This window comes from Paenibacillus polymyxa (assembly GCF_001719045.1).
Classification (GTDB): domain Bacteria; phylum Bacillota; class Bacilli; order Paenibacillales; family Paenibacillaceae; genus Paenibacillus; species Paenibacillus polymyxa_B.
The window spans coordinates 3,076,560-3,091,473 of sequence record NZ_CP015423.1 but is presented as its reverse complement, the minus strand read 5'-3'; the positions used below and the strand labels follow the sequence as shown (position 1 = coordinate 3,091,473).

Below are 14,914 nucleotides of genomic sequence, written 5' to 3'. Positions count from 1 at the left end.
ATAACATAACACCTCTTCAAAGCTCCGGCAAAATATAGCAATCCATTCCGTTCTCTGTATATGTATATACCCACTAGCTCGTAACTTCCCTACCAAGTTCTCTGTGTGCTAAATCAAAAAGCGCCTGATCCCCATTGAAATCATACTTGAAGTCAAGGGGGCAGGCACTTGTAACACTACCAAATCATATATTCCACTTCATGCTTGATGGCTTGGTTGTCCAACACAAAGTTGAAGTGTCTGTATTATTATTTCAAGCCATTCCATACCCAGTTCTCTACCTCTGGTAGGTCAATGCCCTCTTCGCGAATGAATTGATGATGTTTCTTAATCGTAGCATCCATTTCATCCACAATGTTGGTATACCTCCCAGCGTCAGGTAAGTTGAGAACAGCTTCCTTCACTAAGTCAAAACGATCCATTTGATTCAATACACGCATATCAAATGGTGTCGTAATATCGCCATTCTCACGGTAACCATGTACATGCAAGTTATGATTATGACGATCAAAGAACAGATCTTTGATCAGACCTTCGTAACCATGGAAAGCGAAAACAACGGGCTTGTCTTTTGTGAAAAAATGATCAAACTCGGCGTCGGATAATCCACGCGGGTCTAGTTTTTGACTTCTCAGTTTCAGCAAATCTACCACGTTGATGTACCGAATCTTCAAGTCAGGCAGTTTTTCATGCAAAATAGAAATTGCAGCTAAACTTTCAATCGTTGGCTCTGTACCAGCAGAAGCAATGACAAGGTCAGGTTCTCCACCTTGATCTGTACTTGCCCAGTCAATGATCTTCAACCCTTTATCCACCAATTCTTTCGCTTCATCAGCAGTAAACCATTGTGGACGTGGGTGTTTAGACGAAACAATCAAATTGATCTTTTGACGGTCGTTTAAAATGGTGTCGAAAACAGCCAACAATGAATTGGCATCAGCTGGAAGATATTCCCGAATAAATTCTGGTTTTTTATCAGCCAAATGACCTAACAAACCTGGATCTTGGTGTGTATACCCATTATGATCCTGCTGGAACACCGTTGAAGTTGCTACGACATTCAGTGATGGGATATCTGCACGCCATCCTTGATCCGTTGCTTTACGCAGCCACTTAAAGTGCTGGGTGATCATCGAGTCAACCACACGCAGGAAGGCTTCGTAACTTGCAAAGAAACCATGGCGACCTGTTAATACATAACCTTCCAGCAATCCTTCAGCTTGGTGTTCGGATAATTGAGAATCAATTACGCGGCCATAGGATGATAAGAATTCATCATTAGGTTCAATAATTTGGTCCATCCATTGGCGTTTGGTTACTTCAAAAACAGGAGCCAAGCGATTAGACATCGTTTCATCCGGTCCGAAGATTCTGAAATTACGATTTTCTTCATTTAAAAGAACCACATCTTTAACGTATTTCCCTAAAACCGACATATCTTGCGCAATCACTTTACCAGGTACGGAATTATCCAGCGCATAGTTACGGAAATCCGGTAATTTCAAGTCTTTAATGAGGTTACCCGCATTCGCAACAGGGTTCATTCCCATGCGTTTATCGCCTGTAGGCAGAATTTCAGCAAGCTCAGGGTTTAAACGACCGTTTTCGTCGAACAATTCCTCTGGTCTATAGCTATTCAGCCATTCTAACAAAGCAGGTGCATGGTGCATATTTTTTTGATCAACCGGAATTGGAACCTGATGGGCACGGAATGAATTTTCATTCGGCACGTTGTCCCATTCCTTCGGACCCGTCCAGCCTTTAGGTGAACGGAATACAATCATCGGCCAAGCCGGACGAGTAAGGTCATTATTTTCACGCGCATTCTTTTGAATAGCTTCAATCTTCTCGATAGCCGTATCCAATACTTTCGCCATTTCTGGATGCATGTGATCCGGATTTTCACCTTCAACAAAGAACGGCTCCCAACCCAAACCTTTAAAGTATGAGGTCAATTCTTCTTTTGATTGACGAGACATAATCGTCGGGTTACTAATCTTAAAGCCATTCAAGTGCAAGATTGGTAGCACTGCACCATCTGTGATGGGGTTGATAAATCGGTTAGAGAACCACGAAGCGGCTAATGGGCCTGTTTCAGCTTCACCATCACCAATAACAACAGCCGAAATCAGATCAGGATTATCCAGAATGGCACCTACACCATGAGAAAGGGAGTAGCCTAATTCTCCACCTTCATGGATAGATCCAGGTGTTTCAGGAGCAGCATGTGAAGCAATACCGCCAGGGAAAGAGAATTGTTTGAACAATTTCTTCATACCTGAGATATCTTGTGTAATTTGCGGATAGATTTCAGTGTAGCTTCCATCCAGATAAGAATTTGAAACCATAACCTGGCCGCCGTGACCAGGACCTTCAATGTAAAGCATGCTCAAATCATATTTATTAATAACACGATTTAAATGTGCATAAATAAAGTTTTGGCCCGGAATTGTGCCCCAGTGTCCAATAGGCTTAACCTTCACATCTGAATCTTTTAAAGGCTCTCTCAACAAAGGATTATCTTTTAAATACAACTGACCTACCGAAATGTAGTTCGTTGCACGCCAATATGCATCAAGTTTTTCTAAATATGTTTTAGATGAATAATCTGCTAACACGGGTGATAACGACATGGTGTCCACTCCCTAAGTAGTTTTGTTTGTAATTTATTTCCGGAAATTTCATCTACATGTACATCATAACGCTACGCTGATTAAATTCAACCTTTTTCACAAGTGATACGGTCCAATTTTGTGAAATTTTGAACATACTATGAAATATAAATTAAAAAGACAGTAAAAAAGCTCTTACATTAAAATATATAGAATTATTAACCAATAAAATTCGCAATAACGAAGCAATCGCAGACTCCAATCCTTTTCTCAAAACCATAAAAAAAAGACCGGAGAATTCTCCAGTCTTATCATTAGTGAACCGATACAAAGGTGTTAAATTTCAAATATTTGTAATGAAATCGCATATGAGAAAACTCAAATGGCGTACCGTTATCTAAAAAGAACACACCTTCCATAATACCTACAGGCTCATTTTCATTTAAATGTAGCAGCTTTTGATCATTCTCTTGAGACGGTTCTGCAAAAATGGATAAAAAAGATTTGGTGACAGCCAAGTTCCGTGAGTCTTCCAAATAATTAAAAATGGACCCCTCGATAATTGTCTGATTTAAATTCTGGACAATTTTAATGGGGATATAGCCCGTTTCAATCATAAAAGGATCATCATCAAATAGACGTAAGCGGACAATTTTGTAAACAAAATCATGAGTCTCCAAGAACAAATCGCGCTGTAATTCTTCTGTTGGCGGAATGACCTCAAAACTTAGTACTTTGATTTTCGGCTTTTTACCATGCATTTGAAAATTATCAGTGACCCCTAGATTAGAGCCTTCGTAGTTAAAGATAGATTCATTTCTTATGTATAATGGATTAATAAATGTCCCGGAACCTTGTTTTTTGAAAATAATTCCGACATTCTCCATTTTAGTCAGAGCACGTTTAATTGAACTACGACTAACCTGGTAAGTCTCACTAAGACTACGTTCATCTGGCAATCTCATATCTGCAAACTTTCCAGCAAAAATTTTCATCTTAAGATCGTCAATAATTTGCTTATAGACAAATTGTGTCATATAGTACTCCTCTTTCAGGTCTTCTATAACTCTATATAGTTTACCATAACTTGCCCATTTCATCTCATGTTTGTTTCTGTATGCTGAGTGGACTTTCAGCGGATAGGAAGTACCCTCACTTTTACTTTACATCTCTATGCATAATACCATGATTACACATACATAACACCACTGAACGCACCCAAAACAGCAGAAAATACAGAACCCCCACCTTAATATCGGTAATAAGACCAAGCCTGTTTCGAACCTGGAGGGATGTTTGACTAGACCAGGCTAAAATCCTTGAATACATTGTTATTATTTATCTTGTTCAAGCGTTTTCTAATAAGAATGGTGGGGGGGAGATCATATTGGCTATCCGCTACAGCGTCATCATTCCAACCTATAATCGAGCCCAGCAATTGTTGCTCACACTCGCTTCATTTGAGACACAAACCTATCCAAAGCAACTATTCGAAGTCATTGTAGCTGATGACGGTTCTACAGACGGAACGAAAGAAATGGTCGAAGGCTTCAAAGCATCCTATCCTCTTATCTATGTGTCACATCAGGAACAACGCGGTCGATCTGCCGTTCGAAATTTGGGACTGCGCCGTGCAAAAGGACTGTACATCATCTTCTGCGACGCTGACTTTGTAGTATTGCCGGAATTTATTAGGATCGTGAGCCGTTATCACCGTAAATATCCCAAGTCCGTGCTTTCAGGTATTCCTCACTCATGGGACGATGCTTTTACCCATTATTACCCTGACTTTTCTCCTGAAGAAAAAGAACAATGTCGCAACATACTTACGCAGTCCAACTTATGGAATGCTGACTATGAAGCAGCGAACGAAATTACTCCGATCATAACCCCAGAAGATATCCTTCACCAAACGGGTGCACTGTCTAAAGTAGTTAGTCCCACAAGGGTTCCTCCCAATACGCAGAAACAATTTGCCTCAACGGACGTAGCCCCCTGGATGCTGCTGGTTACTCGTTGTGTAGCCATCAGACGCAGTCACTTGATTCGTATTGGAGGTTTTAATGAACGGTTTGTGCTGTATGGACTCGAAGACTGGGACCTTGGCTATAGACTACATCGCTTGAAAATCCCTTTTTATTGCATCAAAGAGGTGGTCGGATATCATCAGGAACATCCAACCTATCTCAGAGGTAACGTGTTAAATACGGAAAATCTGAGAATCATGTATGAAACTTACGGATTCAATGACTCCTCGTTAAATTTATTCGCCCTTATCCCTCCATCCGAGGATTTTGAGACCTACAAAAATACATTACGGGTATTGCGCAGGGGATTCCGCTCTAGGTTAACACGCTCATCAGCACTGTTATTAAGAAGAACACTACGCATTGCAGCCAAGCAGTTCTACGATCAAAGCCATACTCATGCATACAAAAAATCATTACACTTGATAAAAAAGAAAGCAGCGAACCGGAAAAGTCGAGTCGCTCATGTGTTACGAGAAATGCTAGTGAAGTCTGAAAAGCTGGTGGAGTAGCAAGAGGCTGGAAGGACACGAAACGCATGAATTTTTCCCGTAATAAAAAGACTCCTCCATCTGAGAGCAGGCCAAACTCGGCAAGCTGTCTTATGGAAGAGTCATATGCAACTTTTTCTTACTTTTGTTTTTCCGTTAATGTTCTCACTTTAATAGGATGCAGATTCGCCTCGATTTGAGCCCGCTGCGGTTCATACCACTCTGGCAGCATTAATTCCTGTCCCAAAGATTCGGCAGGTTCATCGTTAGCAAATCCCGGTGGGTCTGTAGCAATTTCAAATAGGATACCGCCCGCTTCTCTGAAATATATCGCATTAAAATATTGGCGGTCTATGATTGGAGTCGGCTGATATCCATAATGCTGGACTGCGCTTCTCCATTCTTCATGTTGTTCAAAATCTTTTGCACGCCACGCAATGTGATGTACCGTGCCTGCTCCACCAAAGCCTAAACCCATTTTGGCGAGCGGAACATCTACGATGTTGCCGATTTCTCCTACGGACTGATAACGGGCATATTCGGCGTCTTCAGCGATTTTCGTAAATCCGAGTATGCTCTCCAATGCATCCATCGTTCTCTGTGGGTTGACGCTAAATAGCACGGCGCCTCCAAACCCCTTAATTGCTTTATCAGCCGAAATACCACCGTAAGACCAAGTACTATTCGCTCCCGCTTCACGTTCAACAAGCTCAAGGCGTAAGCCCTCATTATCCTCAAATTGAAGATATTGTTCAGAAAAACGGCTTGTTTTCGTAACTTGAATATCAAAGCTTTCCAAACGATGCTGCCAAAAATCAAGTGAACCTGGGGGTACAACATACGAGGTTATGCCCACCTGGCCACCTCCGATTCGTCCTTTAGGAGTTCCTGGTGCAGGAAAAAAAGTAATGATCGTTCCAGGACTTCCTGCCTCGCTACCAAAGTACAAGTGGTAAACCTCAGGAGCATCGAAGTTGATTGTTTTCTTCACTAACCGAAGTCCCAGGACGCCGGCATAGAAGTCGACATTTTCCTGCGGATTACCGGCAAAAGCTGTAATATGATGGATACCTGTAGTTTGAAGTGACATATGAAACCCTCCTTTAATCGTAGGAACCTTTATTTTTATTGTTGATGACTTTTAATGACCTAAATATCATGTTTTATCTAAGTAATGCATCGATGGAATATGAACCTGCTCCTGTCAACGCAATACCAATTACAACTGCAATAAGAACTAGCGGATATTCATAGCCATTAGCTGTTGCCCAGATCCCGTTTGGGCCATGTACTTTGAAAATTGCTCCGAGCATAGTCACCGCAATCAATAATGCAGCCAGTGGAGTGAGCAATCCTAAAGCAAATAGAGCTCCTCCCAACAATTCCATCAACCCTGCAGACACTGCCATGAATACTCCAGGCTTAATGCCGATCGATTCCATCCAACCGCCAGTACCTTTTGGACCATAGCCACCAAACCAGCCAAAAAGTTTCTGTGCTCCGTGCCCCACCAATAACAATCCAACCACCAAACGTATCAGTAACAATCCACTTGCCAACATAAAAATCACCCTCCACATTATATTTATTTAGAGATTATTAAATTAGAGATATTAGATAAAATTAAATTCATTGTTTAGCGATTCGGGCCTGTTCTTTTCTAAGCTTTTCAGGCGTAACATCGTCTCCATTCGGATCATAGATCGTAGCATTCAAGAGAATGCTTTGTACAGAGCCCCGAAAGATTTGAAGGTATTCTTTGCGAAGATCCGTTTGTTCCGTTTTTTCAATTTCAGTTAATCCGACTTCCTTTGCTTTTTTTGCGAGCTGATTAATTCTTTCTAAAATGGTGATCATGTATATACCTCCCTATTCAAAATTTTCTGGTTATCTTTAATTTATTTATCTTGATTTAAAGATATAATACTTTTCTATCCGTGTCAATACTTTTTCGAAAAGAAAAGAAGATGAACGCTTGAGTTGCTTTTAAAGGTGAAAGAAAAAACAGCCGGAACACTTAGAAATATCTTTAAGCTACAAGTTGTGTAAAACCTCTTCAACTCAATTAATAAAGCCATAATAAAAAGCCACCAACCAGAATCACTGGCTGATGACTTTCTTGTCTTACTCAAATGGAGGCGAGGGGAGTCGAACCCCTGTCCGAAGATAACGACACATAAGCTTCTACGGGTGTAGTGACAGTTTTGATGTCACCCTAGAAACTCCCTGTCACCGGATTCCCTTCGGGTCAGCCTGATTATCTTCTTCAGCTCACCGCAGGCGGAGATGAGACAGCGTATTCCACTATTTGTTAGCCCCTATCCCAGTCACATGGACGATGCTGGGTAGAAGCACGCACACAGTTTCTTAGGCTGCGAAAGCGTAGTTGTTTTGTTGTTTGCCGTTTAATAGGCTTTAGCGTTGATGAAGCGGACGCGTCCCCACTACCCGCTACCCATGCTCGAACTATCCCCGTCGAATCCATAAACGCCCCCTTATTATAAAAGGGCTCCACGGATAAAACCGGAAATACCGGAGCATAAGCATGCATAATATCAAAAGCTGAATCCTAGGATTCAACACTCGAACAAAGTTAAAAGCTTTAAAACTGACTACTTCGTTAGTATACCATATTACAGGTCATTACGAAACGAAACGAAGCTATTTAAGCCTTATAAAATAGCACCATTACAGGAACAAGTAACTTCTCCACGTAATTTGTACCAGATCCAATAATACAGCAACTTATCTCGCAATTTTCTGCTTCTCACGCAAAGCGCGTTGGATATCACGCTGTGCATCGCGTTTAGCGGCAGCATCACGTTTGTCATACTGCTTCTTACCTCTACCCAGTCCGAGCAAAAGCTTGGCATAACCATTACGAACATAAATCTTGAGCGGTACAATCGTGTAACCTTCCTGTTTGGACAGACCGATAAGCTTGCGAATCTGCTCTTTATGCAACAGCAGCTTACGCGTACGGGTCGGATCGGTAGGATTATTACGATTGCCTTGCTCAAAAGGACTGATATGCATATTGTGAATATGAATTTCGCCATTACGGATCGTAGCAAATGCATCACTTATATTGGAGCGACCATTCCGTAGAGACTTAATTTCTGTTCCCGTTAGCACCATGCCCGCCTCGTAGGTGTCCTCAATAAAATAGTCATGGGAAGCTTTTTTGTTCTGGGCGAGCACTTTCCCGTCTGCCTTCTTACCCATGAATACCACTCCTTATGAATAACGTAATTCATTCTTGAAATCCAAGCATCAAAATCCGGCTACAAAGAGCCACCTAGAAATATATTGTAACAAATTTCAGATGGTAAAAGCAAGAAAGGTCAAGCCTTCTACATTTCTAACTGCACTTATTCACACTTAAAACCAAGCGGCTTCCATCCAATACAGCAGACAGAAACCGCCCGTATAACCTATGCTTCAATCAGCTTCATTCACTGCAATGAAAGCTCCAGCCTTCAAAGTAAGTAAGCTCTAGCTACCTACTTCTTCTTTTTCCGCACAAAGCCCGCGGTGCTATTGCCGCCACTTCCGCCCTTATTCTTCCGCTTGCGACGTGCTGCGCCTTCACCGTTTGGTCTGGCATCACTACCTGGTGTAGCTGCTCCGCCGATGAAAATACCGCTGGCAGACGTCTTCTTCCGTCGCTTGCTTGCCCCGGATGCTGGTGAGTTATACCCGCCCTTGCCACTGCCAAAGCCGAAGTTGCTATCTGAGCCGGCTCCAGCTCCGTTTCCGCCGCCGCGCCCTGAACGACCTGCGGTGCTAATCCCTCCGTTACCAGCGCCAGCTTCTTTTGGCTTCCCGGTAACATCATGACCGCCTTTACGCTCTTTGCCAGTCTTGTCCTTGCCGCCCTTGCGGTCACGCCCTTCTCGGCCTTTGCCTTTACCACGGCTCTCGCCACGCGCAAAGTCTCCACCCTGTCCTGTACCGCCAGTCCGTTCACGGCGTTGCCGTTGCTTCATATCGACAAGTTCAAAGTCAATTGTGTAATCTTCCATATTCACACGCGCGACGCGAACTTTAACCTCATCCCCAATACGGAACACCTTGGAGGTGCGTTCGCCGATCAACGCCATATGCTGCTCGTCAAAATGATAATAGTCGTCCGTAAGCGCACTCAGACGCGTCAGACCCTCCACTGTATTGTCCAGCTCAATGAACATTCCGAAGCTGGTTACACTGCTGATGATCCCCTCGAATTCCTCGCCGACCTTGTCCAGCATGTATTCAGCCTTTTTCATCTGCTCTGTATCACGCTCTGCATCCACAGCCACACGCTCACGCTCGGAAGATTGCTGCGCAATATCAGGCATACGTGCAGTCAAATATTCCTGACGTTCGGCTGTTAAAGCCCCACCATTCTCCAATACCTCACGAATGACACGGTGAATCACCAAGTCAGGGTAACGACGGATCGGCGATGTAAAATGAGAGTAATACTCCGCTGCCAATCCAAAATGTCCTGTCGACTCCGCATCATACTTTGCCTGCTTCATCGAACGCAGCATCATCGTGCTAAGCACGGTTTGCTCCTTCGTACCCTGAATGTCTTCTAGCAACGTTTGTAGCGCACGCGGATGAATGGAATTTCCTCTACCTTTGATCTGATGCCCAAAATTAGCTGCGAAAGCCATAAAGTTTTGCAGCTTCTCTGGATCTGGGTCCTCATGAATCCGGTACAAGAAAGGTACTTTGAGCCAATGAAAATGTTCGGCTACCGTTTCATTGGCCGCCAACATAAACTCTTCAATAATTTGTTCAGCTATCGTACGATCTCTTTTTACAATATCGACAGCTTTGCCTTCATTATCCACAATCACTTTGGCTTCATCAAAGTCAAAATCAACCGCGCCTCGGCGCATTCGATTAGCACGCAGCTTCAATGCCAATTCCTTCATCGTGCTGAATACATCAATGAGATCCTTGTACCGTTCCATCAGTTCAGCATCTTCCTCTTCGAGGATTTTGCGAACGTTAGTGTACGTCATCCGTTCCTTCGTTTTAATCACACTGGTGAAAATATCATGCTTTACAACCTTCATATGCTCATTGAATTCCATCTCACAGGATAAAGTCAGTCGATCCACCTGTGGATTCAAAGAACATATTCCGTTCGAAAGTCGATGTGGAAGCATAGGAATGACACGGTCAACCAAATACACGCTACAACCGCGGTTATATGCCTCCTGATCCAGCTTGGAGTTCTCACGCACATAATACCCTACGTCGGCAATATGAACGCCCAGACGGTAGTTTCCGTTCGGCAAGCGCTCTACATTGACAGCATCATCCAGGTCTTTGGCATCCTCACCATCAATGGTAACAATGATCTTATCACGCAGATCGCGCCGTCCCTGACGTACAATCTCTTCTTCCGTAATCGCGTCGGGAGCATTCTCCGCTTCCTCTGTCACTTCATCTGGAAAAGCTTCTGGAAGCTGATGCTTGCGAATAACTGACAAAATGTCGACGCCCGGATCATCCTTATGACCCAAAACCTCCAACACTTCGCCTTCCGCTGCTGCTCGTCCTTCTGGATAGCTCACAATACGCACAACGACCTTTTGACCGTTTACAGCTCCATTGAAGCTTGTTTTTGGAATAAAAATATCCCGGTTAATACGCTTATCATCCGGCAAAACGAAACCGTATGCTTCGTGGCTCTGAAACACGCCTACTACTTGAAGGACTGCGCGCTTCACGATCCGTACAACTTCACCTTCTAGTCGACCGCCCGCAGGTCCCTTCGAGGACACTCTTACCAGTACCGTATCTCCATTCATCGCACTCTTTAAATCATTGGCATGAATATATACATCCGGGTGCTCCCGGTCCTCTGGAATCAGAAAAGCAAATCCCTTGGCATGAGCCTGCAAACGCCCACGCTGCAAATCCATTCGTTCCGGCACACCATAACGGTTTGTGCGGGTCAGCAGAATTTTCCCCTCTTCCTCCAAAGCATTCAAAAGCTTAAGAAATTCACGGAAATCTTCCGCATCCTTAATATCAAAGTGCTGCTCCAGCTCCTGGTAAGTCATGGGTTTGTATGCGGTCTCGCGCATAAAATCGAGTAGTTGTTGCTCTGTTATCATAATATTGTCCACCTCGGGTGACCTTTAATTTTCAGTAATAAATCCGCATGTCCTTGTTCCTTGTTCCTGATACAAGGCTCTTAATATACTCATACCCTAGTATACACGAATTTAATCGACGGCATCCCTGCCTGTCCAAAATCTAAAAAAAGCCCCCGTTTCCCGCGAAACGAAGGCTTAAGGTACATATTTATCTTATTTTGCAAAAAATGCAACTAAAACAGAAACGATCATGAAACCCGCACCCAAAACAGCAGTTGCGCGTTGTAAAATCAAATCCATACCGCGAGCTTTTGTCTTGCCGAACAGATGCTCAGCACCGCCAGAGATGGCACCGGACAAACCTGCGCTTTTCCCCTTTTGCAGTAAAACAACCGCAATAACAGCAATCGAGAACACAACGAGCAGCACTTTCAAAAAGATTTCCATGAAAAATCCCACCTCCTGAGCTTATACATCTGTTTTGCAAAACAACACAGCCTCTTTTATGAAAACATGTACATATCATGTTATAAATAGCCGGAAATTAACGCAAAACACTATTTTTATTCTACCACAGCTTCCAGTAGATAACAACAGCTATAGCAAGTCACTCAGCCATTAAGCCTTTGCAAAGTTATAAATTCTCATACACATCCATAATAACAAAAAACAGACCTGCTCGCGGTGGCGAGTAGGCCTGTTTTATTCATGCGAAAAAGCTTTGAGCGTTCAGACTTCATGATCATAAACCATGAGTCAAGAGACGCCATCAGCATTTTTGCGCAATATTATTTTTTCAGGTTGTAGAAAGATTTCAGGCCGTGGTATTGAGCCAGTTCACCCAGTTGATCCTCAATGCGGAGCAATTGGTTGTACTTCGCAATACGGTCAGTACGGGAAGGAGCACCTGTTTTAATTTGGCCTGCATTTGTTGCAACAGCGATATCAGCGATTGTGCTGTCTTCGGATTCACCGGAACGGTGAGAGATAACAGCTGTGTATCCTGCACGTTTAGCCAATTCGATAGCATCAAATGTTTCAGTCAGCGTACCGATTTGGTTTACTTTGATCAGGATGGAGTTACCGATGTTTTCATCGATACCTTTAGCCAGACGCTCTGTGTTTGTTACGAACAGGTCGTCACCAACCAGTTGGATTTTGTTGCCCAATTTTTCAGTGAGCAATTTCCAACCTTCCCAGTCATCTTCGGAGCAACCATCTTCAATAGTGATGATTGGGTATTTATCAACCCAAGAAGCAAGCAGGTCAACGAACTCAGCAGAAGTGAAGGATTTTCCTTCGCCTTCCAAAGTGTATTTTCCATCTTTGAAGAACTCAGTGGAGGCAACGTCCATACCGAGGAATACGTCAACACCTGGTTTGTAACCAGCTTTTTCGATCGCTTCGATAATAGTGGACAGAGCTTCTTCGTTAGATTTGAAGTTAGGAGCAAAACCACCCTCATCACCAACAGCTGTGTTCAAACCTTTGGAGTTCAGTACAGATTTCAGGTTGTGGAAGATTTCTGCGCCTACACGCAGAGCTTCTTTAAATGTAGGAGCGCCTACAGGCAGAACCATGAACTCTTGTACGTCAACGTTATTGTCGGCATGAGCGCCACCGTTAACGATGTTCATCATTGGTACTGGCAATTGTTTAGCATTGAATCCGCCCAGGTAAGTGTACAGTGGCAAGCCCAGAGCTTCAGCAGCAGCGCGAGCTACAGCCATGGATACTGCCAGAATTGCGTTTGCACCCAATTTACCTTTGTTATGTGTACCATCCAATTTGATCATCAGCGTGTCGATTTCTACTTGGTTCACAGCATCCAAGCCGATTACTTCAGGAGCAATAATTTCGTTCACGTTTTTAACAGCTTGCAGAACGCCTTTACCCAGGTAACGGGATTTGTCGTTATCACGAAGCTCTACAGCTTCGTGAGCGCCTGTGGAGGCACCGGAAGGAACGATAGCACTACCGATAGCACCGGATTCCAGATAAACTTCAACTTCAACCGTAGGGTTACCACGGGAGTCGAGGACTTCGCGAGCGTACACGTCAGAAATAATAGTCATTTGTACTTAATCTCCTTTGTGAATCATGATTTGTTGGTCAAGCCTATACTTATTAAATCAAGCTTACTTGCGGGATGCAATCATAGATTTTCCTGTCATTTCCGCAGGTTGCGGAAGTTGCATCAAATCCAGAAGCGTTGGAGCTACGTCAGCAAGTATTCCATGCTCACGCAAAACGATATTTTCGTCAGTCAAAATGAACGGAACCGGATTAGTTGTGTGAGCTGTGAACGGACGTCCCTGCTCATCAATTTCCATATCCGCGTTACCATGGTCAGCAATGATAATAACCACGCCGCCTTTGGCTTTAACCGCATCTACAACACGTCCAACACATTCATCTGTCGTCTCTACCGCCTTAATCGTTGGCTCCAGCATACCGGAGTGTCCAACCATATCCGGATTGGCAAAGTTCAGGATAATCGCATCATGCTTGTCGGCTTCGATTTCCTTAACAGCAGCATCCGCTACTTCATACGCACTCATTTCCGGCTGTAAGTCATATGTAGCCACTTTAGGCGAGTTGATCAAAATACGAGTTTCGCCAGGAAGCTCCACATCACGTCCGCCACTGAAAAAGAAAGTAACGTGCGGATATTTTTCAGTCTCAGCAATACGCAATTGCTTTTTGTTGTTTTGAACCAACACTTCACCAAACGTGTTATCCAGGTTTTTCGGTTCGTAAGCTACAAAGCCTTCAACCGTTTCGCTGAACAACGTCAGGCAAACAAAGTGCAAATCTTTAGGCCATTTCGGGCCACGGTCAAAACCACGGAAGTCCGCGTTTGTAAATACCTGAGACAGTTGAATCGCACGGTCAGGACGGAAATTGAGGAAGATAACAGAGTCATTGCTTTCGACCAGCCCTACAGGACTGCCGTCAGCCTTCACAATAACCGTTGGCTCCACAAATTCGTCGAACACTGATTTTTCATACGATTCTTTTAATGCTTCCATTGGGTCTGTGTATTGAGGACCTTCTCCGTACACGATTGCACGGTAGGATTTCTCTACACGTTCCCAACGTTTGTCACGGTCCATAGCATAATAGCGTCCTTGTACAGTCGCAATTTTGCCTACGCCCACTTCTTGAATTTTAGCGATCAGCTGCTGCATGAAGCCTACGCCGCTGTCAGGCATAACATCGCGTCCATCCATGAAAGCATGAATGTACACTTCTGTTAAACCTTCTTTTTTCGCCAAGTCCAGCATAGCGAACAGATGGCTGATATGGCTATGCACGCCGCCGTCGGACAGAAGTCCGTACAGGTGAAGTTTCGTGTTGTTCTTCTTGGCATGTTGCACTGCTTTAACCAGTGTTTCATTGTCGTAGAATTCACCTTCACGGATGGACTTCGAAATACGAGTCAAGTCTTGATATACAATTCGGCCTGCGCCGATGTTCAAGTGACCTACTTCGGAGTTACCCATTTGTCCTTCAGGCAGACCCACTGCTTCGCCAGAAGCCGTCAGCGTTGTATGAGGATACTGTTGTAAATACCGGTCGTAATTCGGTTTGTTGGCCTGCGCAACCGCATTACCTTCTACGGTGTCACGCAATCCGAACCCGTCCATAATAATTAAAGCTACCGGTTTTGGTGCTGTCAT

11 protein-coding genes and 1 other RNA gene are annotated in these 14,914 nt (G+C 43.8%); 1 reads left to right on the top strand and 11 read right to left on the bottom strand.

What is annotated here, in order from left to right; translation table 11 throughout:
- Positions 1–248: 248 nt before the first annotated feature.
- Together AOU00_RS13830 and AOU00_RS13825 are read right to left on the bottom strand one after the other, a co-directional pair.
- A complete protein-coding gene (locus AOU00_RS13830; RefSeq protein WP_069290810.1) occupies positions 249–2,633 on the bottom strand; it encodes a phosphoketolase family protein in 2,385 nt (794 codons plus the stop codon).
- Positions 2,634–2,926: 293 nt separating this feature from the next.
- Positions 2,927–3,649, bottom strand: a complete 723-nt coding sequence (locus AOU00_RS13825; protein WP_023986502.1) for a GntR family transcriptional regulator — start codon at positions 3,647–3,649, stop codon at positions 2,927–2,929.
- Positions 3,650–3,999: 350 nt separating this feature from the next.
- On the opposite strand from AOU00_RS13825, the gene AOU00_RS13820 reads away from it, so the two are divergent.
- Positions 4,000–5,151, top strand: a complete 1,152-nt coding sequence (locus tag AOU00_RS13820) for a glycosyltransferase family 2 protein (protein ID WP_069290809.1) — start codon at positions 4,000–4,002, stop codon at positions 5,149–5,151.
- Between the two features lie 118 nt (positions 5,152–5,269).
- Here the strand turns inward: AOU00_RS13820 and AOU00_RS13815 are convergent, their stop codons facing one another.
- From AOU00_RS13815 to gpmI, 9 genes are all read right to left on the bottom strand, one after another.
- The gene (locus AOU00_RS13815) at positions 5,270–6,220 is read right to left on the bottom strand and encodes a ring-cleaving dioxygenase (protein WP_069290808.1); all 951 of its coding nucleotides are present in this window, start codon (positions 6,218–6,220) and stop codon (positions 5,270–5,272) included.
- Between the two features lie 73 nt (positions 6,221–6,293).
- A complete protein-coding gene (locus tag AOU00_RS13810) occupies positions 6,294–6,692 on the bottom strand; it encodes a DoxX family protein (RefSeq protein ID WP_069290807.1) in 399 nt (132 codons plus the stop codon).
- A 67-nt stretch (positions 6,693–6,759) separates the two neighbouring features.
- Positions 6,760–6,987: a DUF896 domain-containing protein gene (locus tag AOU00_RS13805; RefSeq protein ID WP_061830218.1), complete on the bottom strand. Its 228-nt coding sequence runs from the start codon at positions 6,985–6,987 to the stop codon at positions 6,760–6,762.
- Positions 6,988–7,260: 273 nt separating this feature from the next.
- Positions 7,261–7,625: a transfer-messenger RNA gene (gene ssrA, locus AOU00_RS13800) on the bottom strand.
- Positions 7,626–7,875: 250 nt separating this feature from the next.
- Complete coding sequence (gene smpB, locus AOU00_RS13795; RefSeq protein WP_013308270.1) at positions 7,876–8,355, bottom strand: SsrA-binding protein SmpB; 480 nt, start codon at positions 8,353–8,355, stop codon at positions 7,876–7,878.
- A gap of 278 nt (positions 8,356–8,633) precedes the next feature.
- Positions 8,634–11,249, bottom strand: coding sequence for a ribonuclease R (gene rnr, locus AOU00_RS13790; protein ID WP_069290806.1), 2,616 nt, complete (start codon positions 11,247–11,249; stop codon positions 8,634–8,636).
- A 195-nt stretch (positions 11,250–11,444) separates the two neighbouring features.
- Complete coding sequence (gene secG / locus AOU00_RS13785) at positions 11,445–11,678, bottom strand: preprotein translocase subunit SecG (RefSeq protein WP_013308268.1); 234 nt, start codon at positions 11,676–11,678, stop codon at positions 11,445–11,447.
- A gap of 341 nt (positions 11,679–12,019) precedes the next feature.
- The gene (gene eno / locus AOU00_RS13780; protein ID WP_013308266.1) at positions 12,020–13,306 is read right to left on the bottom strand and encodes a phosphopyruvate hydratase; all 1,287 of its coding nucleotides are present in this window, start codon (positions 13,304–13,306) and stop codon (positions 12,020–12,022) included.
- 63 nt (positions 13,307–13,369) lie between these two features.
- Positions 13,370–14,914, bottom strand: a complete 1,545-nt coding sequence (gpmI, locus tag AOU00_RS13775; protein WP_013308265.1) for a 2,3-bisphosphoglycerate-independent phosphoglycerate mutase — start codon at positions 14,912–14,914, stop codon at positions 13,370–13,372.